Origin of the sequence: Sphingobacterium sp. UT-1RO-CII-1, from assembly GCF_026711005.1 — a bacterium.
Taxonomy (GTDB): Bacteria; Bacteroidota; Bacteroidia; order Sphingobacteriales; family Sphingobacteriaceae; genus Sphingobacterium.
Genome location: NZ_JAPPVJ010000002.1, coordinates 339,626 through 363,678, shown reverse-complemented (window position 1 = coordinate 363,678; position 24,053 = coordinate 339,626). Strand labels below are relative to the sequence as shown.

General features: G+C 38.7%; 23 protein-coding genes. 9 read left to right on the top strand and 14 right to left on the bottom strand.

From position 1 onward, the window contains the following. Nucleotides 1–172 precede the first annotated feature (172 nt). Entirely contained in the window at nucleotides 173–1,075 is a 903-nt protein-coding gene (locus ORI89_RS05440; RefSeq protein ID WP_268229427.1) for a DNA-processing protein DprA, read from the bottom strand. A 2-nt stretch (nucleotides 1,076–1,077) separates the two neighbouring features. After that, on the bottom strand, nucleotides 1,078–1,932 hold the full coding sequence (locus tag ORI89_RS05435; RefSeq protein WP_268229426.1) for a phosphoribosyltransferase: 855 nt from the start codon (nucleotides 1,930–1,932) through the stop codon (nucleotides 1,078–1,080). A 275-nt stretch (nucleotides 1,933–2,207) separates the two neighbouring features. On the opposite strand from ORI89_RS05435, the gene ORI89_RS05430 reads away from it, so the two are divergent. From ORI89_RS05430 to ORI89_RS05420, 3 genes are all read left to right on the top strand, one after another. Then, on the top strand, nucleotides 2,208–3,410 hold the full coding sequence (locus ORI89_RS05430) for a helix-turn-helix domain-containing protein (RefSeq protein ID WP_268229425.1): 1,203 nt from the start codon (nucleotides 2,208–2,210) through the stop codon (nucleotides 3,408–3,410). 2 nt (nucleotides 3,411–3,412) lie between these two features. Further along, nucleotides 3,413–4,048: a P63C domain-containing protein gene (locus ORI89_RS05425; RefSeq protein WP_268229424.1), complete on the top strand. Its 636-nt coding sequence runs from the start codon at nucleotides 3,413–3,415 to the stop codon at nucleotides 4,046–4,048. 320 nt (nucleotides 4,049–4,368) lie between these two features. Beyond that, nucleotides 4,369–5,301 (top strand): hypothetical protein, encoded by a 933-nt coding sequence (locus tag ORI89_RS05420; RefSeq protein WP_268229423.1) that lies wholly within the window; start codon nucleotides 4,369–4,371, stop codon nucleotides 5,299–5,301. A gap of 314 nt (nucleotides 5,302–5,615) precedes the next feature. Here ORI89_RS05420 and ORI89_RS05415 read toward each other — a convergent pair whose 3' ends face one another. The 7 genes from ORI89_RS05415 to ORI89_RS05385 all read right to left on the bottom strand — a co-directional run bounded on the left by ORI89_RS05415 (nucleotide 5,616) and on the right by ORI89_RS05385 (nucleotide 12,516). Beyond that, nucleotides 5,616–6,017, bottom strand: coding sequence for a hypothetical protein (locus tag ORI89_RS05415; RefSeq protein ID WP_268229422.1), 402 nt, complete (start codon nucleotides 6,015–6,017; stop codon nucleotides 5,616–5,618). A 341-nt stretch (nucleotides 6,018–6,358) separates the two neighbouring features. Beyond that, nucleotides 6,359–8,116: a UvrD-helicase domain-containing protein gene (locus tag ORI89_RS05410; protein WP_268229421.1), complete on the bottom strand. Its 1,758-nt coding sequence runs from the start codon at nucleotides 8,114–8,116 to the stop codon at nucleotides 6,359–6,361. Beyond that, the gene (locus ORI89_RS05405; protein WP_268229420.1) at nucleotides 8,107–10,197 is read right to left on the bottom strand and encodes an ATP-dependent nuclease; all 2,091 of its coding nucleotides are present in this window, start codon (nucleotides 10,195–10,197) and stop codon (nucleotides 8,107–8,109) included. The genes ORI89_RS05410 and ORI89_RS05405 overlap by 10 nt, the downstream gene beginning before the upstream one ends. 283 nt (nucleotides 10,198–10,480) lie before the next feature. Beyond that, complete coding sequence (locus ORI89_RS05400; protein ID WP_268229419.1) at nucleotides 10,481–10,999, bottom strand: hypothetical protein; 519 nt, start codon at nucleotides 10,997–10,999, stop codon at nucleotides 10,481–10,483. A gap of 33 nt (nucleotides 11,000–11,032) precedes the next feature. Beyond that, entirely contained in the window at nucleotides 11,033–11,488 is a 456-nt protein-coding gene (locus tag ORI89_RS05395; RefSeq protein ID WP_268229418.1) for a WapI family immunity protein, read from the bottom strand. A 72-nt stretch (nucleotides 11,489–11,560) separates the two neighbouring features. Beyond that, nucleotides 11,561–12,154, bottom strand: a complete 594-nt coding sequence (locus tag ORI89_RS05390; RefSeq protein ID WP_268229417.1) for a hypothetical protein — start codon at nucleotides 12,152–12,154, stop codon at nucleotides 11,561–11,563. Nucleotides 12,155–12,219: 65 nt separating this feature from the next. After that, nucleotides 12,220–12,516: a helix-turn-helix domain-containing protein gene (locus ORI89_RS05385; RefSeq protein WP_268229416.1), complete on the bottom strand. Its 297-nt coding sequence runs from the start codon at nucleotides 12,514–12,516 to the stop codon at nucleotides 12,220–12,222. 799 nt (nucleotides 12,517–13,315) lie between these two features. Here ORI89_RS05385 and ORI89_RS05380 point away from each other — a divergent pair. From ORI89_RS05380 to ORI89_RS05370, 3 genes are all read left to right on the top strand, one after another. After that, on the top strand, nucleotides 13,316–16,792 hold the full coding sequence (locus ORI89_RS05380; RefSeq protein ID WP_268229415.1) for a SusC/RagA family TonB-linked outer membrane protein: 3,477 nt from the start codon (nucleotides 13,316–13,318) through the stop codon (nucleotides 16,790–16,792). 87 nt (nucleotides 16,793–16,879) lie between these two features. Further along, the gene (locus ORI89_RS05375) at nucleotides 16,880–18,235 is read left to right on the top strand and encodes a RagB/SusD family nutrient uptake outer membrane protein (RefSeq protein ID WP_268229414.1); all 1,356 of its coding nucleotides are present in this window, start codon (nucleotides 16,880–16,882) and stop codon (nucleotides 18,233–18,235) included. Nucleotides 18,236–18,242: 7 nt separating this feature from the next. Continuing rightward, nucleotides 18,243–19,487: a TlpA family protein disulfide reductase gene (locus ORI89_RS05370; RefSeq protein WP_268229413.1), complete on the top strand. Its 1,245-nt coding sequence runs from the start codon at nucleotides 18,243–18,245 to the stop codon at nucleotides 19,485–19,487. Nucleotides 19,488–19,552: 65 nt separating this feature from the next. Here ORI89_RS05370 and ORI89_RS05365 read toward each other — a convergent pair whose 3' ends face one another. The 4 genes from ORI89_RS05365 to ORI89_RS05350 form a co-directional block, all read right to left on the bottom strand. Beyond that, nucleotides 19,553–19,768: a hypothetical protein gene (locus tag ORI89_RS05365; protein WP_268229412.1), complete on the bottom strand. Its 216-nt coding sequence runs from the start codon at nucleotides 19,766–19,768 to the stop codon at nucleotides 19,553–19,555. Nucleotides 19,769–19,913: 145 nt separating this feature from the next. Further along, nucleotides 19,914–20,135 (bottom strand): hypothetical protein, encoded by a 222-nt coding sequence (locus tag ORI89_RS05360; RefSeq protein ID WP_268229411.1) that lies wholly within the window; start codon nucleotides 20,133–20,135, stop codon nucleotides 19,914–19,916. 14 nt (nucleotides 20,136–20,149) lie between these two features. Continuing rightward, nucleotides 20,150–20,626, bottom strand: a complete 477-nt coding sequence (locus ORI89_RS05355) for a hypothetical protein (RefSeq protein WP_268229410.1) — start codon at nucleotides 20,624–20,626, stop codon at nucleotides 20,150–20,152. Between the two features lie 39 nt (nucleotides 20,627–20,665). Further along, entirely contained in the window at nucleotides 20,666–21,037 is a 372-nt protein-coding gene (locus ORI89_RS05350; protein ID WP_268229409.1) for a hypothetical protein, read from the bottom strand. 101 nt (nucleotides 21,038–21,138) lie between these two features. On the opposite strand from ORI89_RS05350, the gene ORI89_RS05345 reads away from it, so the two are divergent. Continuing rightward, nucleotides 21,139–22,071: a LytTR family transcriptional regulator DNA-binding domain-containing protein gene (locus tag ORI89_RS05345; protein ID WP_268229408.1), complete on the top strand. Its 933-nt coding sequence runs from the start codon at nucleotides 21,139–21,141 to the stop codon at nucleotides 22,069–22,071. Here ORI89_RS05345 and ORI89_RS05340 read toward each other — a convergent pair. Beyond that, on the bottom strand, nucleotides 22,065–22,262 hold the full coding sequence (locus ORI89_RS05340) for a hypothetical protein (RefSeq protein ID WP_268229407.1): 198 nt from the start codon (nucleotides 22,260–22,262) through the stop codon (nucleotides 22,065–22,067). The two genes, ORI89_RS05345 and ORI89_RS05340, sit on opposite strands and share 7 nt — an antisense overlap. Before the next feature lie 320 nt (nucleotides 22,263–22,582). Between ORI89_RS05340 and ORI89_RS05335 the strand changes: the two genes are divergently transcribed. Further along, entirely contained in the window at nucleotides 22,583–22,897 is a 315-nt protein-coding gene (locus ORI89_RS05335; RefSeq protein ID WP_268229406.1) for a helix-turn-helix transcriptional regulator, read from the top strand. A 449-nt stretch (nucleotides 22,898–23,346) separates the two neighbouring features. After that, on the top strand, nucleotides 23,347–23,991 hold the full coding sequence (locus ORI89_RS05330) for a DUF6266 family protein (protein ID WP_268229405.1): 645 nt from the start codon (nucleotides 23,347–23,349) through the stop codon (nucleotides 23,989–23,991). Nucleotides 23,992–24,053: the final 62 nt, after the last annotated feature.

Here is a 24,053-nt window from a genome sequence, read left to right as displayed (position 1 = left end):
CATGATGTGTTAATCTTATTAAACCGTGTTTTTCAGAGGCGACGATCTATTTGATGATAAAGTCAAAGTCTTAACATTCTAATTTAACAGACAAAGGAAAACAGCTTATACATTCCTTATAGTAGCATGAAGTACAGCGAATCTTAGTTGGAAGAAATCCAAGCTTAATCTATCAGAACAAACTATACTTGTTTTCAGTTTCTATCAGTTCCAGAATCTTACTGATATTAGGTCTTTTTGTTTCTTTACTCATTTTTAGCGCAAAAGCACCTCTACTTAATAAAGTAGTGTTACCCAGGGCAGAGTCGGGGATGTCAGTATACTGTGGTACGAATAGCGCTTTATTCATATCCAATGTTTTATGTCCAGCATCCAAGCTACCTCCTGTTGCGCCCGCTTCAATCACCATCACTACATCACTTAACCCGATGATCGTAGCATTACGTTTCATCGCCCGGCTAGCCATCCATTTCTCAAAAGGCTGAAATTCACTAATTACTAGCACACGTTCCCAATCCCACACTTCCCTAAATTCTTTTTTTATACGAAAGTGGTTTATTCCCTCCGGGAGTACAATGATTGTCGAGCCCCCGTTTTTTAAGGCAGTATAATGTGCCGCAAAATCTACGCCTTTGGCGTAGCCGGATACAATTACAACATCTTCCGCAATGAGGGCTGTTACCGTATCTTCCGTTATTTTAATCCCTTTATCAGAAACATTTCTCGACCCACTGAAAGCAACTTTCTTTTTGATCAATAAATCTTTATTCCCAATTACAGATAGTACAGGGGGCGCACTCGAGCCGAGAGCCTTCTTAACCTCTTCCGGGTAAGCCTCTTCTTGCAGAAGAATAAACTCAACAGCAAACTTCGAGTTTATATCAATTGGCTGGTCTTTAATCTCCTCAAACTCCACTCGTTGCTGTACGTTTAATAGATTAAAAGCAATATTTTGGATACTGATTGGAGAGTAGTCATTCATAGCCAATAACAATCTATTGGTCTGGACTGGCCCTACGCCCTTAATACTCATGAAATTGAATATAGTATCGATAATATGTTGATTTTTAATCATAATTAAAGCGCTGTATTATTTCTAGACTTTACAATACTTATACCAAAAACACGATCTGCGCCAGCTTCTTTCAATTTTAAAGCTACGAATTGCATGCTAATACCAGACATATAGAGATCGTCCAGTAAAATTACGTTTTTTCCCTTTAAATCAGAAGTTATCGTGAGCTCAAATTCTTTTAGAGCAGTTAGTTTTTCTTCTATCGAACCTAGTTCTTTTAAACTTTTGTTTTTATTATTCCATTGGATTGCGGCTGATATATTTTCGTACTTCTCGATTTTATCTACTATGCGTCGTGGTAGTCCGGGGTTTGTAGGGTTAGTACATGGCATGGCGCATATAGTATCAGCGACATCATAGTACGGCAATTTATTTAACCAATCTTTCACCAAATCGACTATTTCCCTTTCACTGGCCTCATTATTTTTATACTTAGCCTGGTATTCCAATTCACCTATTTCGGTGCGGCTATCATCATCAAGCATATTCATGGATAACGCTAGGGATAGGTCTAATGTGTCCCTTAGAAAAACAATATGATTATATTCTTTGATGAACGACTCACATTTTTCATATTCATTTTTCGATTTAAAACCTCTCCAATAACCACCTTTTTGGGAGTCGAAAAAATATTTGTTCACTTCATCTCCAATTTTATGAACGATAATCTGCTCTATTGTTTGTGTAAATGGGATTTGTATAGTCCCGTGATAGGTGTCTTTTGGCGGTTTCAATGCATTGCTGTGTGTAGTCGCAAAATGAATTCTTTTAGTTGCCTTATCCTCCAGAAAAGTTTCTATCTCTTCTATAGAAGGAGCTTTTTTTTGCAGGAATAAATACCTGAAGTCAATTTTCATAATTTAGAGTTTATGCTTAAATTTAGTTAAATATTGTATTTGTTGCAACTTTAAGTGCTTGATAATCTTGTTTTATCTTGGCTGTATTTTTTGTTGACTTTTGAATAGCCCATCATTTGATTCCCCGTTATATCTACCAGTAAAGGAAAATTAGCATTTTGTCATATTGCATGAGCTGTTGTTGTTTGCTCAAAAAATGTACTAGTACATTTTTTTTAATATAACACATGTACATATGTTTATTTTTGTATATTTGCAGTGTACTAATAAAAGATATGGAAAATTTTAATGTAGACGATTTGTTAGATAAGATAATGTCGGAGGCGGGGGATCAATCTTCTAATACATTATCTGATATCTTTGAGAAAAGGTTGTCAGAACTCAATATTAATCAAACTGCAGCTGCTGAGATAATGGGTATTCAGCATCGAGGGTTAGTAGGGATTTTGAATGGAACACTAAAACGTATCGATTTTTCTACACTGAATAAATTATCTTCCTTTTTACAATTATCGCAAAAAGACGTTTTAGAACTTTTTATGAATACGTTCAGTAATCAGTATTCATCAAATGTTGATGAAGAAAAGGTGGATTTTATTAAGAATAACTTTGATTTAGCTGCATTGAAAAAGGTTGGTTTTATTGAGGATATTGCTGATTTTAATGAAATTGAAGCTCGGTTATGCGAGTTGTTTCGTTTAAAGGATATTTTAGCATATAAGCCCTCGGAAAAAGTTCCTGCTTTTAGCGCTGGGAAAATAAAGAAGAAAAATAGTTTTAGTCAAAGCACTTGGTTAACAAAAGCTGAGGAGTTACTATGGGAACTTAATAATCCCTACCCCTATGATAGAAATAAACTCATCGAAATTTTCCCTAAAATTAGGTGGTATTCGACAGACGTAGCTTTAGGACTAAAAAATGTAATAACCTTACTGTACAGGAGTGGAATTAGCGTAGTATTTGTGCCTTCTTTCCCAAATTTACATGTTAGAGGAGCAACTATAGCAGTAGGAGGAAAGCCTGCGATTATTCTAACAGATTACAAGGGCTTCTATGCAACGTTGTGGTTTGCATTGATTCACGAACTTTATCATGTATTATTTGACTGGGAAGAAATATCTCAGGGTGAGTATCATTTAAGTATCGATGACTCTAATGATGCTGTTCTGGTCCAAAAGGAGTTAGAAGCAGATAGTTTTGCTAGAAAATATCTTTTTTCTAAGGAAAAATCTGCAATGGTAAAAAGGTACTTAAATAACCATCCAGAGGTTTTAAAGTTTGCAAAGTTTAATGATGTACATCCAAGTATGATTTATTTATTCGAAGCATACGATGCAGGGAATAAGCCAGCTAATTGGGCTAGGGCTCAAAGGTATAATGCGAGTGTCCCTGATAGTTTAGGGAAGTTAAATTCGAGCTGGAGTGATATCAATACTATTAACCAATACGTGGCAAGAAATAAAGAGATATACAGTTAATTATGGTAAAGAAAATCGTGAGTACTCGTATAGGTCATAAAGAGCAAGTGTCTAGGCAAGAGATCAATCTTGATAAAGAGGGGCTTTTACAGTATTTGATTGAGTCAACAGAAGCTCTTGTTGACGAGAAGATTAAAGATGAGTATCTGGATCGCGAAAGTGAGAAGATATTACTAACTGGTGGTAAAGTAATTGACTTATCAGAGATTAAAAGGAACCTCGATACATATTTTACAAGTGAGGCTACTGTCTACGGAAAGAGATTTCCACAGTCTTTCTATGATGAAATATATCGCTTAAATAATTGGCCTATACCTAAGAATAAGACTATACGTAAATATGTTGTGGCAAGGTATACAAATGAAATTATTTACATGAGGTTTACAAAAGAAGGCTTATTAAAGTTGCAAACATTAAATCCTTATGCTAAAACATTTGTACGGTCTTATAAACATTTTCAATTTTTGAATGATGAGGGAAAGATGATGTTAGACCAATTTATATTTGAAGCAATTGAGTGTATGAATGAGTGTACTACTTGGTATGAATTCAGATTGAAGTACGGACAAAAATATAATCTTAATGTTCAGATGAGATTATTTGAGGATAGGTATAATTTAAATGCTATGGAGAGTTAAGATAGAATTGTACGAGACGATAAATAAAGACAAAATAAAAAACTCAGGAAGATCTCACCCATCCTGAGTCCTTATAAGTTTACTTTATCGTCAAGTCAATCGGCTAGGATTGAAAAGAAGATTAGCAAATGTTGTTTCTATTAAAACGGTGCAAAGGTATGATTTGTTTCATCCAGTACCAAAAATATTCCTAATTCTTCTTTTATCTGATTGATTTCATGGTCGCTTTTTAGCGGGAGCTTTGGATACTGGTGGTGTTTAGAGCTAGTCAACTGTGTCTACCATTTCTGGCTGAAAATAGTGAAATTTAGAATATCGATATGAAAGAAAAAAAAAATATAGTGAACACGATATGTTCACATTTTGGTTTAGATAAGAAAGGTTTTAATCAATCAAGTGTCGATTTTTTTGATGCTAATTTAAACAAGGATAACCTTGCGTTTTTTGATTACAATCGGGTTATGAATGATAAGAGTAGCCAATTAGGAAGAACTATGTCTGACAAATTACGAGTTTTTTTATTAGCGTTGATGACTCAAGCGTTACGGGAAAATCAAAAGGACGGGTTGAAATTGCTAGATGGAATTGCTGAGATAAATGATACAAGATTAGGATATTCTGCAAATAGTTCGTACGGTCTTTCTATAGGTAAAGTGATGAAGCCTCTTTTTTTCGACTCTCTTTCTTTTCTCAGAAAATCTTATAAAGCAGATCAAATATCTTTCAATGCTATTAGATTAGGAATTAAGGATATAAGTTATGATAGGATTTCAGATATCTGTGTAAGTCTCTGTCTGATAGATTTAGTGTCCTTTACACAAGAGCAGGCTAATTTACATGGAATACCACTAACTACTAAAAAGAGGTTTTCAATTTTTGATATTACTCAAAAAATATGGCAAACCAAAAGTTTCGAACTTCCAGAATATCAAGGTAAGACTATTGTTTTTATTCCAAAGAGGTATGTGTCTTCAAAAGTAAAGGCTATATGTACTCTTGACCAATTTATATCTTATGGTTTTTTTAACTTTCTTGCATACAGCGAAAAGTATTCTCATTTAAAGCGAAAAGACGGTAAAAATTATTTAAAAGATTTTGAGGAGTACTTAAAAAAACACAACATACCATTTAAGGATATTGCAAGGGATTTATTGTCTAATCATAAAAATATTCTTGACGATTTCGAGTCAAAGCATTTTTTGAAAATAGAGGAGTTGAGTACAGAAGAGCTTGTTAAAATAGCGAATTCATAAAATAGCCCTATATTTTTAGATTGGAATAATGTAGCCAACAGTAATTTGGGAAAGCAGGGCAGGAGTAATAAGTACTCGTAAGTAGCCCTAAACCTATGGCTTTGAATTTACATAAATATATCCCTTATTAAGGTAAGGGATATATTTTAAAGAGCATCTTATTACTTAATTGCTAGTGCTATTATGGCCAAAAATATTTGTAAAACAACTCTCGGCAAATACACGCTTGATTGAAATGAGTGTAAAATATGTCGAAAATACAGTGTTATTTGCTCTGGTCTATACGCTTCCTTACCGTTCGCATTTTTTTTGATTTATAATACTATTACTTTTTTTAAGGATACTAAATAGATTTTTATGTTTAGCGTATTCAGTGAAGGCAAATTTTTTTGGATCAATATTTCATGATTCATGGGAAAAGCCATGCAAAACTCATAGTTTTTATACTTTGGTTTATTCATTGTATTAATTGTTTGCAAAAGAGCTCCACTTACATGAGATGCGATTTGATTTCCCGTAAACGGGAGTCCATGCCGCTTCGTACCAACTTTTGAACTCGTTTCTCCTTTCACCTCTATACAAACGTGATTGCCGAGGCTATTTAATGCAGTTATGTCGATTCCACGTTGGTTTGTTGTTAGGCCGTTTATGTTCGTGTATCCATTTAGTTCAAGATGTGCTACTCGAATGTTTGTTATGTCATTTTCTGTCAGCATGTTAATCCTTTTTTTAGTTCGATAAATTATTTTACCTAATCACAGACCATTAATATCTTTAGAGCACATGGAGCACCTTCTTTAGCATTACACAGTTTCATAAGCATGATTTGAAGTCAAATGTCGTCAGATCAGTTTTGTGTCTATCTGAGGAACTCTCCGCCTTGGACGGTGATCACCACACGTATCCAGGTCTTGTCCTAATCCAAATTTGAATCCTAATATATTAATCTGGTAGGGGTGATCTTCAGATAATTTCCATCGGATTTTGTTTGAATCTCTAAGTTTTCTACATGTCAAATTGTAAAATAATAGCCTGTAAAATGCTTGAAGGGCACATTTTATAGATTATTTACCTCAAAAAGATGCTCAATTTGCTGCAATTTATCTTCTGCCAATGTTGGAACCGATATAAACAGTCTTTCTCTAGCGCGGCTTACCGCAACATAGAATATTCTGTGCTCTTCGGTTCTTAAGGTCTGATGAAGCAAAAAATCAAAATGTTCCTCTTTTTTCAGAACCACCAGAACATTGTCAAATTCATCTCCTTTGGATTTATGGATGGTTTTACTTGGGGATCTTTCATTATCAATCCTTAGGCAGATTGCCAGCTGCTGAAAAGAATAGCGATCATAAAATTCCTTTGCCTTTCCTCTGGTGATTGCAGGAAAATTATTCCTTACGTCATTGCGCACATGATTGTAGAAGTCCAAAAGCGGTTGATCGTGATATTCCTCATATTTTGACAAAAGATCCGAGAGTCCATTCAGGATCTTAGCTTTTCGGTCATTTTTGTTCCTGATATGAATGTAATTATATGAAATCTCTTTCAAAGCATCTTTAAACCGCTTTTCCCTTGCAAACTCTACGGCTCTGACGCAGGATAAAATAGCATTACGCCTATCAGAGTTATCAATCGCTAGCAATTCCTCTATAAGATTGTGTTCGGGTCTATCTGCTACCATTTGAGATCCGATCTCGCGTGCAGTAATATTGTCCCATGAAAGAATAGTAAGATCATCGCCACAAATTCTCTGTGCGAATTCACTTGCAAGTCTATAGTTTCCAATCAGTAGATTACATCTTTCACCGGGAACGTTTCTAAGAGGTTCTTGTCTCATATCCAATCGGATGTGGTTGAGGATGCCTACGATTTCATTTGTGCTTCTTCGATTATCGATAATTCTATAATCCTTTAATCCTTCTAAATGATAATCTGTAAACTGTGCGGGTTCTGCTCCCTGAAAGCTATAAATGGACTGGGCTACATCACCGATTATACCGGTAACGGTGCCATTCGCACCGATAAGCTTTAGTATTCTGGCCTGAATCGGAGTTGTGTCTTGAAATTCATCAATGAAGAAGTAGGGATATTTTGTTTTCAGTACCTCTACTATGAAAGGGTAACGCGTTAGTAGGATATAGGAATAATACAGCACGTCTTCATGGTGAAGTACACCTCTTGCCCAGAATATTTTTTTGTAGGACAGAAGATCGGTAGACAATATATTAAGACAGGTGGCTGCTCCAAAATTTCTTCGTGTACCGTCAGGCATAAAATAGTAAGCTTTCCTATTATCCACTGATAGGACAATTTGATCTCCATTTAATTTATAGTCTACTGTTGAAAGCCAGTTTGCGAGCCCTGTCATAAAGTAAGGAAGGGCTTTTAATTGATTGAGCGTATACGGATTTTTGAGGTTAGGTGCTCCTGGGTGTTCATTTAGCCACTCCGTAATTTTGCTCCGGCTGGCTCTGTGCTCCTCATGACCGTCCATTTTTACAGCATTGAAGCCAAATTCTTCGGCAATGGATCCAATATAAGGTTTGATGATATTGCTATACAGAAAGGCATGTATCGTTGAAACTTCGATTCTATCTGCACCGAACTGTAGCCTTTTTACGATCGTTTCTACAGCCACATTTGTGTATGTAATACATGCAATTTTTTTTGTTGCACCCAGTTTCTTAGAGTTTTGAAGCAGGTGTCGCATGTGATTTACAAGCCAATGTGTTTTTCCTGCACCGGGGCCTGCAAATATTCTAAAATGCTCTTCAGTATCTATTATGGTTTCTGAGGTAATTGTTGCTATTGGCATATCCAGTGAATTGCTTGTTGAATATAATCAGGTACATTTAAAGTCTTTCTAGTTTTATCTCCTGGGTTTGCTGGAACCATAGGAAGAAGAATGTTTTCTTCAAGAAATGTTGCAAGTTCCAGTGCATTTTCACCTTTGCCAACAGAAGAGAGGTATCTTTGGGCCAGTATTGACTGATTCTTTTCCTGTTCTGTCCACGTAGGGTCAGCTAATGCTTCAATAGCAGTACGGAAATCTGTTGCAGCGGTACTTTGATGAATTCTATTCAGAAGGTCTGCCATTGGACGGCCCGCATTGTAAAAGGCAATAAGCTCTGAAAGTTCATCTCGATTTGAAATAGAATTTGTTAGAAGTACATCAGTCTGAAAGTTACAAAGCATGAGCTCATATTCAAATGTTTTTCCGTTTTTATGATTTTGTCCAAAAAAACGGATATTTGGATGCGCGGAATAGTCAACAACTTTTCCTTCAATGTGGTTTGTGTAGTCATAAAGGACATTATCCTGTCCTGATTCAAAAGTATAACATTTTGTATACGATCGCGCATTTTTCAATTTTCTTTCAGGATCTCGGTCTTTCAAACAGACTATTTTCTTAGGTATCGTAAACGGCTTTGTAGAATCAAAAATATGCAGGAAATTGTCAAAATGTCTTCCACCTACAGGTACGATTGCGATATGATGATCATCAATATCTGTACCGATATATTTTGTAAGTGTTGGAAGAAGGATCTGTTCTGCCAGACCTTCTACAAATATTACTTTTTGTGCGAAGAGCATATCAGATCTTGTGGCGTCAAGAAATCTCTGTACATAAGCTTTGGATTCCAGTCCAGCGGCATCTGTGGCAAAACATTTTCCTGGATATCCGGCCGTGATTGTATTACCTCCGTTGTGTAAGCAGATTATATCATCAAGCGACACTGCTGAGGTAATCTGTGTGGAATGGGTAGTAACAAAAATTTGTCGTACTTTACGTTCCAGCCTGTTTTCCTTTAAAAATTTCAAAAATTTATATTGCATGGAAGGGTGGAGGTGCGCTTCTGGTTCCTCGATAGCAAGCACTGGAAAAACCTTTGCATTGCTGCCAAGATATTTTCCATCTGAATTCACTTGCATTTTAGCCAATAAAAGTGACATGTAAATCAGGTTGTTGTACCCCAGACCATTGTGAGTTGCGTGAATTTTAATATCCAGTCCCGAATATCCGATGATAAGCTTTAATGCCGAAAACAGTTCTACTTCGGAAATTCCACCTTCAAAATCTGGAATTGCATTATTAAAGGTAGCGCCCGTCTGTCTTGCATAATGTAGTATCTGATCTTTACCCGCACTCATCCTGTTTTGAAGTTGATTGATTAATAGAGTTGCCTGTTCTGAAAAAGTCCTTTTTGCAGCCTTTATTTCAGCAATCTTAATCTCATCCGTTTTGTCGGCTTCATCGGCGGATTTTATATCATAGTCCAAAAAGAAATCTAGTATTTCCTTTAACATTGTATTTCTTCCGGTGAACATGTCCCTTTCAACATCTCTAATAGCATTCAAAAACTGAAAATCGAATTTCTGAAGAGATTCTGAGTCTGCTGTCTGTAAAAGGGAGGGGTCTCCACCATAGATTTTGTAGGTGTAAAAGCGGAGATAATCTTGTTTGATCACCTGCCAGGCTTTATCTTTGGTATCACATTCTTGCAGTGAATCCAAATATTCCTCATGTTTTTCAATTGGAAGGAAAAATTTATAGGTTAGTTCGGCTTCATAGTCTGCATTCAGAACTGTTAACCAATTGGAAACAGTAACGAGGTCCTCACTATTTGGCGGTTCATCGGTGCTCTTTTTAAATGTTAAGGAAATACTAACTGAAGGAGGCAGCTGTTGCAGATTTTCCAAGGTAGTACTTTTAGAAAAATCGTCAAGTTCAAGACGTCTTGAAGCCTCACTGTTGATAACAAGGCTTATCGCTTTAATTAGACTTGTCTTTCCAGAATTGTTATGGCCTATTATAACGTTTACACCATCGTTAAACAAAATGTCATTTTTGGAAAAATTTCTGAATCCTTCAATCGATACTTTTGAAATATACATAGGTTAAATAGCTTTGTTATAAAACTAATTAAAATATTTGAATTGAGGGATAATATCCACATAACCTCGGTTCACTGGAAAGACTTCTATGAGTTATGTACTCAGTTAAGGTAGGATTTCTATCAAATTTCAGTGCTATTGTAGGCTGCACTGAATCTGTAGTAGAGCATAGATGAGATTCGTATTCAGTAAACTAGCATCACTATCTTAAGTGTCAAAGGCACTTTTTTACAAGAAGAAACTTAATAAGAACCGACTCAGAGCTAATATGCACTTCAATGTTCTAGTCTCGTTTACAAAGAAGGACTCTCAAGTTGTAGTTTGATCTGTAGAACTCCAAGCATTGAACCACAATAGATCTTATTATAGACTTCTTCTCAACAGTTAGTAACAGATGTTTCTTGACGTGATTACGTCTTATATAACCAGCAATGCTAACTAAATTACCGTACTCATCCATAGTGTTTTCCCGTCTGTTTTCTTTAATCCAAGCAGGATAATCTCTTTCAAGGTCATCGATTGGAATACATGTGTCTTTATACAAGGTCAAATCATACACTTTTCTGTTAGCAGAGTCGGCAAATTCGGTTAACGTCACATCTGTATTAAAAATGAAGTTTAATAGGAGGGCGAGATTACCTTGGTTGTCGATATGCGAAGATTCTATTACTATATCATTAGCTAGGTAAGTAGCAAAAAGTCGCTCGTCATTTAAGAATACCTTAAAATCTATATTATCAGTTGCGATAAACATTAAATCTAGAAATAATCCCGATGTGTTATCTGATTTCTGCTTCTTCATACTATCTAACTTCTTAGTATATAATCTTAAAAATTAACTCTTTTTAAAATCGCCAACAACGGGATGTCGTTTTGTTATTTCGTCGAGTCTCCGCACCATATCTTTAATGTATGTTTGATCGAAAGAAATCTGAAAACTAAGCTCCGATGAATAAATGCCAGGAGCATCATTGCATGTTACCTCCGCGACAAAGTTGCCTGTCCCATCACCTACAATTTTCAAACTCAAAAAGCCTTCGAGGTCATCAAACTCCATCTCTCCACCTAAGTTGTCGTAAAGCTTTTCTAAATCACATTTTAAGTTATCAAAGTCAAATGTTGTAAGATCAGCGTTGTACTTGCCTGAGAATACACCACCTTGGACTGTGATCACCGTACGTATCCAGTTCTTGTCCCAATCCAAAATGGAGTCGTAGTATATTAATCCGGCAGGATTAAGTTTTACAAAGTCTCCATCGCTTTTTATCTGAAATTCTAAATCTTCATTCATGTTAGGATGTAAAATGATAACTTATAAAAAGGGGGGCAAGCTTGCGCCATCTGGGGTTATAATAAGAAGATTTTAATCAGCTGATTTAATAATCTTGTCTGGATTGGTCCAATAAACATCAAGCATTCGCTTACCATATTTCCCGCTTTTTAGCATTATAGGTTTTTTATCTTTTAATAATATTCCTTTGGTAGCGGCATATCTAAGGGCTTTAGAAAGAGAGTCGTCAACGAATGTCTTGTCATATTCTAACTCAACGAACTTTTCTATCTCATTTAGATATTTAGGAGTTTTCAAAAAATCTGTAATCGCAAGTACATCACAAACAAATGAATCTATACTGCGATCGGTTTTTGTATTTAAAAAGTATTCTGAATTATCTTTGTGATTTTTCCGAAACTCCACAATTTTACCACATTTTGATATGCTGGCTGGAATTTCCGTATTGATGTTCTTGATAGTGGCTCCTTTAATTCCTGTTAGTTTACCAATATGTTCTGCAAGTGTATCACTGAAATCCCTAGAAACATTTAGTATCCCGTAAATATGTGAGGAATCTCTCTCAATAAAAACTGCAAAACCTGCTACAGTAAGACCTAAATGATTCATAATTTGTCTTAATCGAATAGCCATTTCTTGACTATAGATATTTGTTTGATTAGTCATTCAACAAATACCGAGTTTGTTTCTTGTTCATAATTTCCCCAGTGGTTATAATTGGTCTTGGTTTTTTACTTCTCCATCTTAGCTTCTTTTTCTTTTAGATAAGCTTCAAACATGGTAAAGAACTCTGAAAGGGATATTTCAGCATATTTACAGATTCTTGAAATTGTTGAAAATGGTACATCATATCCTTCACACTTTTTTATTTTATTAATAGTTGTTCTCCCAATTGAAGTGATTTCTTGGTATTTCCTATCAGATGGTTCTTTCCCGTTAATACTTATAGGAGCAATAAATTTCATATAAATAAAGGTTACTAAGTCTGTCGCTAAGTTTTCTTGTGTTTGGACTTTAATTTTTGTCATTTATGTTAAGTTTAAAATTTTGATAAAAAATATTGGCCACTATAGCGGTCAATTAAGATTTATTCATTATCTTTGTAATAGTTAATTAAATAGCGACTAAAAGGATAGAGGTTTATCCCTCAATCTTTACGATTGTCACTTACGCACGAAAGCCGTCAATTTTCCACGTAGGTCGACAAGGGGTTCGCTTTCCATTGCTTTTTGTATCTTTACATACTCATCAATGGAGCGGGCTTCCTGTCAGACTTTGTGGAACTAAGATTACGGTCTTAGGGGCTCTTGACGGCGCCACGTGCAAAGCTTGGAAGTTCGCTCCTTTGGCTTTTCCAAGTATGTGTGAGTGCCTTTCGTTTCATAAACTGTTAAAATTATGAGAACGAAAATGAAAACCAACAAGAACCAATTGACTCCGATATTCCATCGGTCGTCATGGTATTCCCAACTTTTACATTTAAAGAACGTATGCTGTCCGCCCGACTAAACCGCACTAAAATATAATACAGGTATAAAAGTGGAGGGGCGTGAGGTATTTAATAATACGTAATGCCCTATAGTCAGGTCAAAAGCCACAAGAGGCTTTGATCTGTCCTGATAGACCTGTTTACCGACTTCCTAACTAAAACACGGTGTACCTTGTTTTTGGGTTAATAATAATCGGTTTATTTTAGATTCGCACTTTAAAGATAGCTTGATTTTCTATTATTCCAAAACTATGTGTGTTTCCTCATGCTGTAAGCATGGGGAAGGGGTCGGTTTTTGATTTATTTATTCAATAAAAATAATTAAAAACCAAATGATTATGATGCGATTTTTACGCAAAGGGGATTGTTATGCCCTAAATAAACCAATAAAGAAAAATTATTACCAGTCTTTATCTAGCTTCAAATGTTTGTTGCTGTCTCTCAGCAGCTATTGTTATCAGTTTAGTTGTAATGTTCAGGAGTCCCGCGCTAGCGGGACGACTGGCTATGGCAGTGGAAGAAGAGGGATTTTAACTATAAAAGAGAGACTGCTTCGCATTGCTCGCAGTGACGCAAGATTACTATTAACCATATTTTGTGTGTTGTTTAGCTCGCTTGCGTTTACGCAGGCGGCCGCTCAGACGCAGGCCGAGCTTGTGCTTCGTGGAGAGGTGCGCTCGGCTGCCGATGGGCAAGCGATAGAGGGGGCTTCGATCATCGTAGATAAGAAGCACGCACGCACAGACAAAGAAGGAAGGTTTACCATCAGCGTAAACAAGCCTACAGGCACACTCACTGTAAAACATATAGGCTATAACGAGCAGAAGATTGCGTATGAAAATACAGCTACACTATTGAAAATTCTCCTAGAAACAAGTTCCAAACAGATCGAAGAAGTGGAGGTCGTATCTACAGGATACCAAAAGATACCCAAAGAACGAGCTACGGGGAGCTTTGAATTTATCGACTCGGCATTGTTTAATAGGAAGGTGTCTACCGATTTCGTGAGTCGGTTAGAGGATGTGGTGCCAGGGATATCATCTTTAAAAACATTTCGTGAAAATAAAGGTAGGCTTATGGGGATTAATATTAGAGGAGTAAGTTCAATGAAGTCAAATATTTGGCCCTTAGTAGTTATAGACGGAGTGCCCTATCAAAATAATTTCAACACGCAGACTGGCTACTTCATGAACATCAACCCCAATGATGTTGAAAATGTGACTGTACTAAAAGATGCTGCAGCAGCATCGATATGGGGTGCACAGTCTGCCAACGGTGTTATCGTAATCACGACTAAGCGAGGGAAATTCAATCAGCCATTTAATTTATCTGTGAATAGCAATGTGACTGTGGGGCAGAAGCCTAACCTTTATTATTACCCACAGATGAATACTTCGGATTACATCGATGCCGAACGTTTTCTATTTGACAATGGATATTGGGATAGTCGGATGTATGATTTCTCCTTGAATTTAACGCCAGTTATTCAGTTGCTGAAGAGACATAAAGAAGGGGATATTGGAGCGGATGCGCTGGAGAAAGGCTTAGACGCATTAAGGAGTATAGATATGCGCGAGGACTTCAACAAATACATCTATAGAAATAGTGTAAACCAACAATATAATGTACAGTTAAGTGGCGGTTCGGAGAAAATAAATACATCTTTTTCAATTGGTTATGATAAGACTCTGGATAATGTGGTTACGTCTTCCTACAACCGGTTTACGGCAAAGAATAATACACAGCTGCGTCCAATTAAAAACCTGATTCTCGATCTTGGGGTCACGTATACCGATTCAAAGCGAAAAGACGCTCAAGCTGGTACGGTAGGCTATAATCTGATGGGGAGGGGGCAAGGAAATTTTCCCTATATGCGTATGGCAGATGACGACGGCAACCCTTTAGTGGTAGATGCCATTGGCTTTAATCCCATATTTAGGGATACGGTCGCTGGCGGAAGGTTGCTAGACTGGAAATATAGGCCTTTGGCTGAATTGGATCAGACCCATGTTCTAACGAATATTAGAGAGACATTTTTAAATGTTAAGGGGAATTATCAGATATTTCCTGAATTAAGCGCTTCTATATTATATGCGTTTCAACATGCAGCTCAGCCAGAGGATACATGGAATGGCATGGGGTCTAGTGCGCACCGTAGCGATATTAATTATCGGGCCTCATGGGATGACAATCAGGTGATATGGGGGTTGCCAGTTGGCGACAATCTATATAAGACGGATCGTTATAATATGACTAACCAAGGGCGGTTCCAGTTGGATTTTAACAGAGATTTTGGACTACACCACAGTTTAAACGCAATAGCAGGTTTCGAAATTCGGGAGATAAAGAGCAAGGCCATGACCAATGTCCTTTGGGGATACGACCCAGAAAACTTTACTTATAAACATGTCACTTACGATGAAATGATGCCTGCGTTGAATGGCCTTGGAGGAATGACGGCGATATATGACTTTTCTCAGTCTGAAAATTATACCAACAGATTTACTTCCTATTTTGCAAATGCAGCATATACCTACAAAACGCGATACACGCTGAGTGGTTCTGTGCGTAAAGATGCATCTAATCTATTTGGCGTTAAGACCAATGACCGCGCACAGCCATTCTGGTCGCTAGGTGCAGCTTGGTCGCTGTCCAATGAATCTTTTATGGATAATGATGTTATACAGGTGCTCAAACTACGAGCTACTTACGGGTATAATGGGAATGTTAATAACAAAACGGCAGCTTATCCAATCATTAATATACAGTCTTCACCTCATTTTAGCACAGGCCAACCCTATGCCACTATGCAATCTCCACCGAATCCGAGTTTGCGTTGGGAACGTGTAGGGGTTTTGAATATGGGCTTGGATTTTGCGATTTTCCATAGACTTTCTGGTAGTTTGGAGTATTATATTAAAAAGCCTAAAGATTTGATAGCGAGCTCGAGTATTGACCCAACAACAGGCTATAGCTCACTTAATATTAATAGTTCCAATCTAGATGGGCGAGGAGTAGACCTATCGCTTAATAGTGTGAATATTAATACATCCCTGTTTAGTTGGCGTTCAAATCTGGTAATGGCTTATAATCGGACGAAGGTTACGAAATCATATTTAAGCAATACCCGAAGTCAGAATTATTTATCTGGCGCTTATAATATGCTGTTAACCCCTGTTGAGGGCATGGATTTGTATAGTTTATTGACGCACAAATGGGCTGGTTTGGATCCCGAAACAGGAATGCCCAGGGGGTATGTTAATGGTGAGGTATCTGATGACTATGGTACGATAGTAAACCGAAGCACAGTGTACGATTTAGAAAACCACGGCGCATTGCGACCAAAGTACTTTGGTTCGTTCCGAAACAGTTTATCCTATAAGAATATTGAGCTTTCTTTTAATATATCTTATCAGCTAGGACATAAATTTCTACGGTCGTCATTCGTTGCGGATGCTTTTATTGAGGAAGGAGTGGGGCATTCCGACTATGCTTTAAGATGGCAGAACCCAGGTGACGAATTGAAAACAGATGTTCCAACGTTCATGTATCCGAATAACTACTATGCGAGTGAGTTTTACCGCCTTTCGGCTGCATTGGTAGAGCCTGCTGATCAGATCAAATGGCGTGATCTGCAAGTTAGCTATGGGCTGAAAAAATTAGAGAAAGTAGGTCTTAAAAACATGCGGATATATGCTTATGCACAGAACTTAGGGGTGATCTGGCGTGCAAATAAGCTAGGCATAGACCCCGAGTACGGCAGTTCATTTCCTGAACCGTTCTCTTTATCTCTTGGACTCAATTTTAATCTTTAAATCTAGAATTATGAAATACTCATGTTTAGCGAAGTGCAAACACCCATGAGTATTCCATATGACCATTGAAAATCAAATTAATTACATATGAAATATAGAATATTTTACCCATTGTTCATCATGTTGCTGAACAGTGCCTGCTCGGGTTATCTAGACCTTAAGCCCGATCAGAAAATGGCCGTTCCGACCACATTGGAACACTGTGAGCTATTGCTTAATGATTATAGCGCGATGAATACGGGGTACCCTACATTGGGAGAAATCGCAGCGGACGACTACTATTTAAACACGAAAGATTGGAAGTCGCTGTCGAATTATGATGAGCAACAGACCTACAATTGGTCCTTAGCATATATGACGCTAAATACCCATTGGCAAAATCCATATAAGACTGTATACCTGAGCAATCAGGTATTGGCTATATTGGAAACACTCGATCGAAATATGGATAAGGATAAATTCCAGAAGATACTTGGGGCCGCTCACTTTTTCAGGGCTTTTGCTTTTCATCAAGTGGCCGCGGTCTTTACGATGCCATATCGAGCCGATACGGCACCGTCGGAAATGGGAATACCGCTACGCTTGAAGCCTGACCTTGACTATAAATCAACACGGAGTACCTTATTTGAGACATATGACCAAATTGTAACAGATTATAAAAATGCAATACGCTATTTACCAATTGTAGAAAGTTTAAAAGGTAGACCTGCTAAAGCAGCAGCTTATGCTGGGCTGGCAAGGCTATATTTGGATATGCAGGACTATGAAAGAGCTTATGCTTATGCAGACTCAGCATTGAATTTAAAGGCAGATCTGCTTAATTACAAAGATTTGAACACTTCTGCTTCTTTTCCCATTGTCCGATTTAACAAGGAAGTTTTATTTCCAGCGGTCAGCATATTTAGTAGCCCATTAAATCAGTCGCTTGCACGGATTGATTCAGACCTCTACCAGAGCTATGATAACAGTGATTATAGAAAGGCCGCATACTTTAAACATAATGCTTCAGATGCAGGCACATATGGATTTAAAGGTTCTTACGATAACTCGGCTACAACTCCGTTTATAGGTCTTACGACCAGCGAGTTGTATCTGATCCGTGCGGAATGTGCGGTACGTAAAAATAAGGTCAATCAGGCGTTGAATGATCTTAATACGCTTCTTGAACACAGAATAGACCCTAGTTTTTTTGTGGCCATATCGGAGACTAATCCTGAGAAGCTTTTGGCAACGGTGTTGCGAGAGCGAAGAAAAGAATTGGTTTTCAGAGGGAGAAGATGGTCTGACCTTCGTAGGTTAAATCAGGATGAACGATTTAAGACCACCTTGACGCGAACAATAGATGGCGAGGTTTACACATTAGAGCCAAATGGTCTTAAGTATGCACACTTGATTCCTGAATTGGTGATAGCAGAGTCGGGAATCAATCAAAATAAACGTTAGTATGGTGATGAAGAAAATACTATTGATTCTTATCTCTCTCTATTTGAGTCCTATTTCGTGGGCTCAAAATAGAGAGGAGATAGATCGCTCTTTAGGGTTACATGTCGGACAGGAGTTCCCTGATATCCTTGAGTTAAGTGCTTTAAACGTTTTGGGAAATAAGATTGCCTTGGATAGATCGTCTGATAAGATTATAATTCTGGATTTTTTCGATACCTATTGTTCCAACTGTATTGCAGCGATGCCTAAGTTGCAGAGGCTACAGAAGCAATATAGCGATAAGATTCAGGTTGTTTTGGTTACATGGCAAGACAGGAAGACCGTCGAGAAGTTTTTTAGTACAAATAAATTCCTGAAAGAGAATCAGGTAAATCTTGTTACAATTTATGCAGATACCGTATTAAGGAAATATTTCCCACATAAAGGAGTACCTCATACGGCATGGCTGTACAAAGGACGAGTCCAGGCGGTCACATTTTCAGATTTTGTAAAGGCTGAAAATATAGATTTATTGTTGGCAAATGGCGCTATCAAACTGCCGATTAAGTCTGATTTTAGTGATGGCCTTAACACTAGCCTTTTGTCTGTGGATGAAAATGTAATCGGTTCAGTATCGCTATCCGGTTATCGGAATGCTATCGAATCCAATGGTGTTGTCATCCAGTATGATTCCATATTAAATAGACAAAAAAGCTCATTTTATAATATTGATGTTTTAGGAGCCTATACCAGCGCTTTTAGTAAAATAAAGAAGCCTGAATTTTTATTAAAGGATGAGCGTATCGTTTGGAATGTATGGGACTCGTCATTGTACAAATATCCCAAAGGGACTGAAACATTTGATGAATGGCTGTTGGAGAATGGGATTTGTTATGAGCGTTATGATCAAGTAGTAAGGCCTGATTCTGCGCAAGCTCAGGTAATCCTGAATGATTTGAATACTTTTCTGGGTTTGCATGTTTATTGGGCTAAACGAGAGATACCCTGTTTGGTTTTACAAAGGACTAACTCTGCACCTGACGATCTGAAAGTAACGAAAAGTGGTTTGGGAGGGACGTCGGTGTTGGCGTTTATGATAGACTATCAGGATAGATTTCCTCCTGTTTATGACGAAGTTAATGGTAAGCAAAAGCTTGATATCAAAGACTACAGTACAATTGAACAGATCAATCTGCAGTTAAACGGTTATGGTTTGGAGTTGAAGGCTGGGCGAAGGTTGATGGATGTTCTTGTATTTGAACAGCGGAAATAAAACAATAAGGGGTTAGCTCTTCGCTAACCCCTTTCTAAATAACCAATTTGTCTACCTAATCCCGATTAACTCTTTAACTGTACATTAGCTGACGCCGATCTGTTGTGTAGGGCTAAAATCATTTCATCTTTAAGTGCGTCTGTTATTTCCGGCTTATTATCGGAATCAGAATTTGCTTGCACTGCACAGATTTTATTTGTCCCTGTACAACCCGAAGGAGCTGCTTCAGTATAGTCAGAAGGAATCGTGGGATTAGGACCTGTTAATCTAAACCAAGTCATTTTACCTTCGATCTTATCACTATAATCAATTTAGTTTATCATTGGCAGCAAGTGCGTACATCTCTCTAGAATAGCTGTACGTCTTGGCCTGCTGTGCTCCACATATTCGAGGTATGGCTTTCTTTACAGCACACACAGCAGGTCTTTAAATCTTGTCCCCGTGTCCACGGGGGAATACCGCAAACTTATACCAGCGCCATAGTGCTGGATTCGTGCATAGAGTTTTCAAAACATACCCTGCAAGCATAGCCCTGCCAATGCCCCGTGTAGGGAAGCCGGCATGTAGCCTAAAGCAGGCGAGCCGATGTTTTCTTTCAGCGGGCAATATGTTGTTTTGCGGCGGATATGTTTTGTGACTATGCTTCATGTTATACCTTAGTTTTACGCACTCTTTTTTCGTACTTTGGTAATGTCTTTGAAATACTGGTAAAAAGCCTCTTTCCTGTCTATGGCAGGAAGCTCCAGCAGTTTGGCTCGGTAGATGCGCTGGTACGACCAAAAGCGCAGCATCGTGTAATAGAGTGGCTGCCAGTGTGGATATTTATCAATCAGCTTCAGTATACCCTCGTGGTGGATGTACTGAAGCCGGCTTGTTTCGATGCTCTGCAGGTAGTAAGGGCTATCCAGCGGTGGGTAGATAGCGATATCATTTTCTGCAATAAAATGTTGCGCCTTGCCTGTTTGCTCGTCTATTTTGACGAGTAGGCCTTGCGTGACGATAATAAGATCGTCTTCGCGCAGGCGCAACAGACCATCTTTGTGAATATTGCGCTTATGCAATACAGCACAAATGTCTATCTCTTGCTCAGGCGAAATAGGAACATAGTGTTTGTGCAGGCTTAAGTCGTAGGTTTCCATAGCGTAGCATCTTGTGTTTTCTGCAATGCAGGCTTGAAATTAGCTGATGAAAAAGTTGAGCTCGTTTTCCACACTGGGCGCTGTATCGGGCGCACTGGTTGTTTCTTCTTTCTTATCCTTACGGATAAATTTAATAGAGCGTAGCTTCGGGTCGCCTTTCTCCATCGTCACTTTGTGCCGCTGCCGAAAGGCATGGGCTAAGCTGTTGCCGGTATCCAGGCTAAAGGCTGGCCCTAAGCTGATGAGATAGGCTACCTGCTGGGCGTCGAGCGCAAAGTTGTCCAGCAGCCATTTGTTGAAGTCGGTTTCTACGGCTGTGGCTTCAGCCTCTACCACCTCAGTGGTCGCTACACGTATTTCGGCTAGGCGCATGTTGACTTCCAAGGGCGTAAAAGGAGTTTTAGTGTTCATAATAGTTTTGTTGTTAAGTACATAATTTAATTCTAACAAACGTCTACGACGAACCTAAAGGTAGGGGGTAAAAACTAAACTATTTGTTTATCAGTGCCTAAATGGCTAAATTCGTTCAAAAGGTACATAAATCGTTCATGCGGTTTGGCCAATTACAACTTACTGACCCTTATTATAATCTGGAATTTATGAATGCGCGTCGCCGAGATTGGAGAAAATTTCAAATTGTTTTTAGATGTATTCAGGCACTGATTATATTTTTTGCCGCTCATTTTGTGCTATCTGCGAAAGAGGAGGAAGGCTTCTTTGAGATATTTACAGTAGAGGGCTTTACCAGTCAATTTATGTTGCACATCGTTTTTTTGACTGTCTTGGCTTTTGCTTTAGCCTGGATAAACAAAAAAGAGATGGACCGTTTCTATACAACCGGTAAAAAACGTTTATTGCTTTACCTCTTAAAAGCTTTGCTGGCGCCTATCGTCGTTACGTTCTTGTTCGCGTTTTGTTACCTGCGTTATCACGATGTAAGCTTTGATATAAAGACCTATATCAACCAATTATGGCCGTTTTTTGTGGGCTTCTTTGCTTTTATCAATGTGTTGTTGCTGTTGAAGTTTTTACTGAAAAAATTGATGTTTAGCGATGTCTGGCTTTCGTCTACAGCTTTGCAGGAAGCTATAAAGGCCGATACGGTTTTGGAGGTTTCCATCGACCGCAAGAAAGAGCTGCTGCCCGTGGCCGATATAGGTTTATATGTGCGGGAAGGGCGGTCGGTAGCGGTGTATTTGACAAACGGGAAACGGGGGCTGGCATCGGCAAGTGTGGCAGAACTGAAGGAAAAGCTTGCGCATATACCTTGGTTTTTTGCGACAGGATCATGGATCGTGAATTTCTCGGTCATTGAGCAGGTGGTCGATGGGCAGAGTATACGGTCGAAAGAGTTGCTGCTCAAATTTCCGAATAAAAATAAATTGATTGTACCGAAAGAAAGAGTGCGCGAATTTACAGATTGGTACAATAAGCTTGCTTACTGACAAACCTTTTTTACTGCCGCAATGTCAATACCGGTGTACTCGGAAAACTCCTCTAGCGTAAGGTATTGATGGCTTTTCTTGCCATAGGCATCCCGAATGGTACCAGAAATACGGACAGCTTGTTTGTAGCTCTTGCCCAAAAGGATACTGATATCCTTGGGGTAAATGCATGTTCTTTGGTTTTTTGCCATAGCATATAGAATTAGTGTGTGATTTATCTTTTATACCTGTCAATTTCCCTTGTTTTTCTAACGATAATCTAACGCTTATTTTACTGCTTTTTTTTGAAGACGCTAATGACGTAAAAAGCGATGGCTTAAAGGTAGCCTATTTTGTAGGCTTATGCGATGGACATCTATACCCATCTATGGCCGTTTATGCCCATAATAGGACTTTTGTGCCCATATAAGGCCGTAACGGGACATTTGGGAGCTTTTGTACCTAAAACCAGACGCTTTAGCATGCTTGGGAATAATCATGTTTCATATTCGTCTATCTAAAACTTACTAGGATGATGAATAGACACGATGCTTTAAACGAAATCCTGGCCTATATGCGCCAGGTCAAAGATTGTATGGTGCAGATACGCGATTGTGTGCGCCATAAAAATACGCCTGTGATGGGTGTGGAAAAGCCCGCTATGTGTGATCAGCAATTGCTGGATATGGAAGAGGTGCTTAGTATTTTGAGGATCAGCCGATCGACCTACTACCGCTTTGTGAATACGGGGAAGCTGGTGCCCCGTAAGATCGGAGAACGGCACTGCTACTACCTCGAAGACTTGGAGGATATGATTGAGGAAAGTAAACGACGAGGCCGAATCTAATGAATTTTATAGAGTTTTTGTTCGACAGTTCTTCGACAGTTCTTCGACACGTGTTCGAGAGCTGTTCGACTGTTGTTCGAGACTTCTTCGAGACATGTTCGGGAGAGCTTCGAGTGCTGTTCGAGTGTTGTTCGACTCGCACTCGAAGGCCACTCGAACAGCACCCGAAGGATAGTCGAAGGCCACTCGAACAAAAGGATACGCTGGGCCGACCTTATCCCGAATGGATGTGCATGAACAGTGCAACCCTGCTCGAAGCGGGCTGCATAAATTTACTTACTGAGCAGCTTTTTCTTTTGTTTTTGGGACAGTCTGTCTCATATAGTCTCATTTTGTCCCATTTTGTTCCATTGCTTTAATTTTTAGGTGATAAGAGCCTAGGTTCGCTGTTGATATCACGAAATAGTTTACATGTAGACAATGGTTTAACAGTTTAAAAGAATCAAAAAATGGCAAGATTTTTAAAAGGAATTACAGGCGCTTATTCAGGGAAAGTAGGAAGCGTAATCGGCTCGAGCTGGCGTAATGTGGATTATGTACGTTCGCTCCCTAAACGCAGCAATAAGCCCGCTACAGAGGATCAACTGGCCCAACGGGCACGTTTCTCGCTGGGAGTGAGTTTCCTATCACCGATCAAGGACCTGCTCAAGCTGGGATTCTCGGACGCCATGCAGCCACGCGCTACAGGATACAACAAGGCGTTGCAGCATCTGTTGGCTTATGGTATCACGGGGGCTTACCCAAGTTTTGAGTTGGATTACGCCTCCATAGTGATTGCTAAAGGCGGACTGGCCAATCTGATGGGGGTGTTTTGGACGGAGTCTGCTCCGCAGGAGATCAGCGTGACCTGGACTACGGAGGTCAATAGTTTCAACGCCTTTGTCGATGACTCGGTAATCCTGTTGATGTACAACAAGGAGAAGCAGTTTTTTAGCATCCTGGAGTCGGGAACACGCAATGACGGGACACTGAGCTTTACCTTTCCTGCTGTGTATGCCGGAGACCATGTGGTCGGCTGGATATTCACGGGGCACCGGGATGGGGTGAAGACTTCGAACAGCTATTATCTGGGAGAGATTGAAGTGAGCTCATAGGCACAAGGGTTTCGTTCTTTTCTCTTGACAGAAAAGAACCCAAAGGTCAAGGCTTGGACAGT

Excerpts from the sequence above, each read along its gene's own strand:
- ORI89_RS05440 (WP_268229427.1), bottom strand. The coding sequence starts at position 1,075 with ATGATTAAAAATCAACATATTATCGATACTATATTCAATTTCATGAGT.
- ORI89_RS05435 (WP_268229426.1), bottom strand. The coding sequence starts at position 1,932 with ATGAAAATTGACTTCAGGTATTTATTCCTGCAAAAAAAAGCTCCTTCT.
- ORI89_RS05430 (WP_268229425.1), top strand. The coding sequence starts at position 2,208 with ATGGAAAATTTTAATGTAGACGATTTGTTAGATAAGATAATGTCGGAG.
- ORI89_RS05425 (WP_268229424.1), top strand. The coding sequence starts at position 3,413 with ATGGTAAAGAAAATCGTGAGTACTCGTATAGGTCATAAAGAGCAAGTG.
- ORI89_RS05420 (WP_268229423.1), top strand. The coding sequence starts at position 4,369 with ATGAAAGAAAAAAAAAATATAGTGAACACGATATGTTCACATTTTGGT.
- ORI89_RS05415 (WP_268229422.1), bottom strand. The coding sequence starts at position 6,017 with ATGCTGACAGAAAATGACATAACAAACATTCGAGTAGCACATCTTGAA.
- ORI89_RS05410 (WP_268229421.1), bottom strand. The coding sequence starts at position 8,116 with ATGCCAATAGCAACAATTACCTCAGAAACCATAATAGATACTGAAGAG.
- ORI89_RS05405 (WP_268229420.1), bottom strand. The coding sequence starts at position 10,197 with ATGTATATTTCAAAAGTATCGATTGAAGGATTCAGAAATTTTTCCAAA.
- ORI89_RS05400 (WP_268229419.1), bottom strand. The coding sequence starts at position 10,999 with ATGAAGAAGCAGAAATCAGATAACACATCGGGATTATTTCTAGATTTA.
- ORI89_RS05395 (WP_268229418.1), bottom strand. The coding sequence starts at position 11,488 with ATGAATGAAGATTTAGAATTTCAGATAAAAAGCGATGGAGACTTTGTA.
- ORI89_RS05390 (WP_268229417.1), bottom strand. The coding sequence starts at position 12,154 with ATGACTAATCAAACAAATATCTATAGTCAAGAAATGGCTATTCGATTA.
- ORI89_RS05385 (WP_268229416.1), bottom strand. The coding sequence starts at position 12,516 with ATGACAAAAATTAAAGTCCAAACACAAGAAAACTTAGCGACAGACTTA.
- ORI89_RS05380 (WP_268229415.1), top strand. The coding sequence starts at position 13,316 with ATGATGCGATTTTTACGCAAAGGGGATTGTTATGCCCTAAATAAACCA.
- ORI89_RS05375 (WP_268229414.1), top strand. The coding sequence starts at position 16,880 with ATGAAATATAGAATATTTTACCCATTGTTCATCATGTTGCTGAACAGT.
- ORI89_RS05370 (WP_268229413.1), top strand. The coding sequence starts at position 18,243 with ATGAAGAAAATACTATTGATTCTTATCTCTCTCTATTTGAGTCCTATT.
- ORI89_RS05365 (WP_268229412.1), bottom strand. The coding sequence starts at position 19,768 with ATGACTTGGTTTAGATTAACAGGTCCTAATCCCACGATTCCTTCTGAC.
- ORI89_RS05360 (WP_268229411.1), bottom strand. The coding sequence starts at position 20,135 with ATGAAGCATAGTCACAAAACATATCCGCCGCAAAACAACATATTGCCC.
- ORI89_RS05355 (WP_268229410.1), bottom strand. The coding sequence starts at position 20,626 with ATGGAAACCTACGACTTAAGCCTGCACAAACACTATGTTCCTATTTCG.
- ORI89_RS05350 (WP_268229409.1), bottom strand. The coding sequence starts at position 21,037 with ATGAACACTAAAACTCCTTTTACGCCCTTGGAAGTCAACATGCGCCTA.
- ORI89_RS05345 (WP_268229408.1), top strand. The coding sequence starts at position 21,139 with ATGGCTAAATTCGTTCAAAAGGTACATAAATCGTTCATGCGGTTTGGC.
- ORI89_RS05340 (WP_268229407.1), bottom strand. The coding sequence starts at position 22,262 with ATGGCAAAAAACCAAAGAACATGCATTTACCCCAAGGATATCAGTATC.
- ORI89_RS05335 (WP_268229406.1), top strand. The coding sequence starts at position 22,583 with ATGATGAATAGACACGATGCTTTAAACGAAATCCTGGCCTATATGCGC.
- ORI89_RS05330 (WP_268229405.1), top strand. The coding sequence starts at position 23,347 with ATGGCAAGATTTTTAAAAGGAATTACAGGCGCTTATTCAGGGAAAGTA.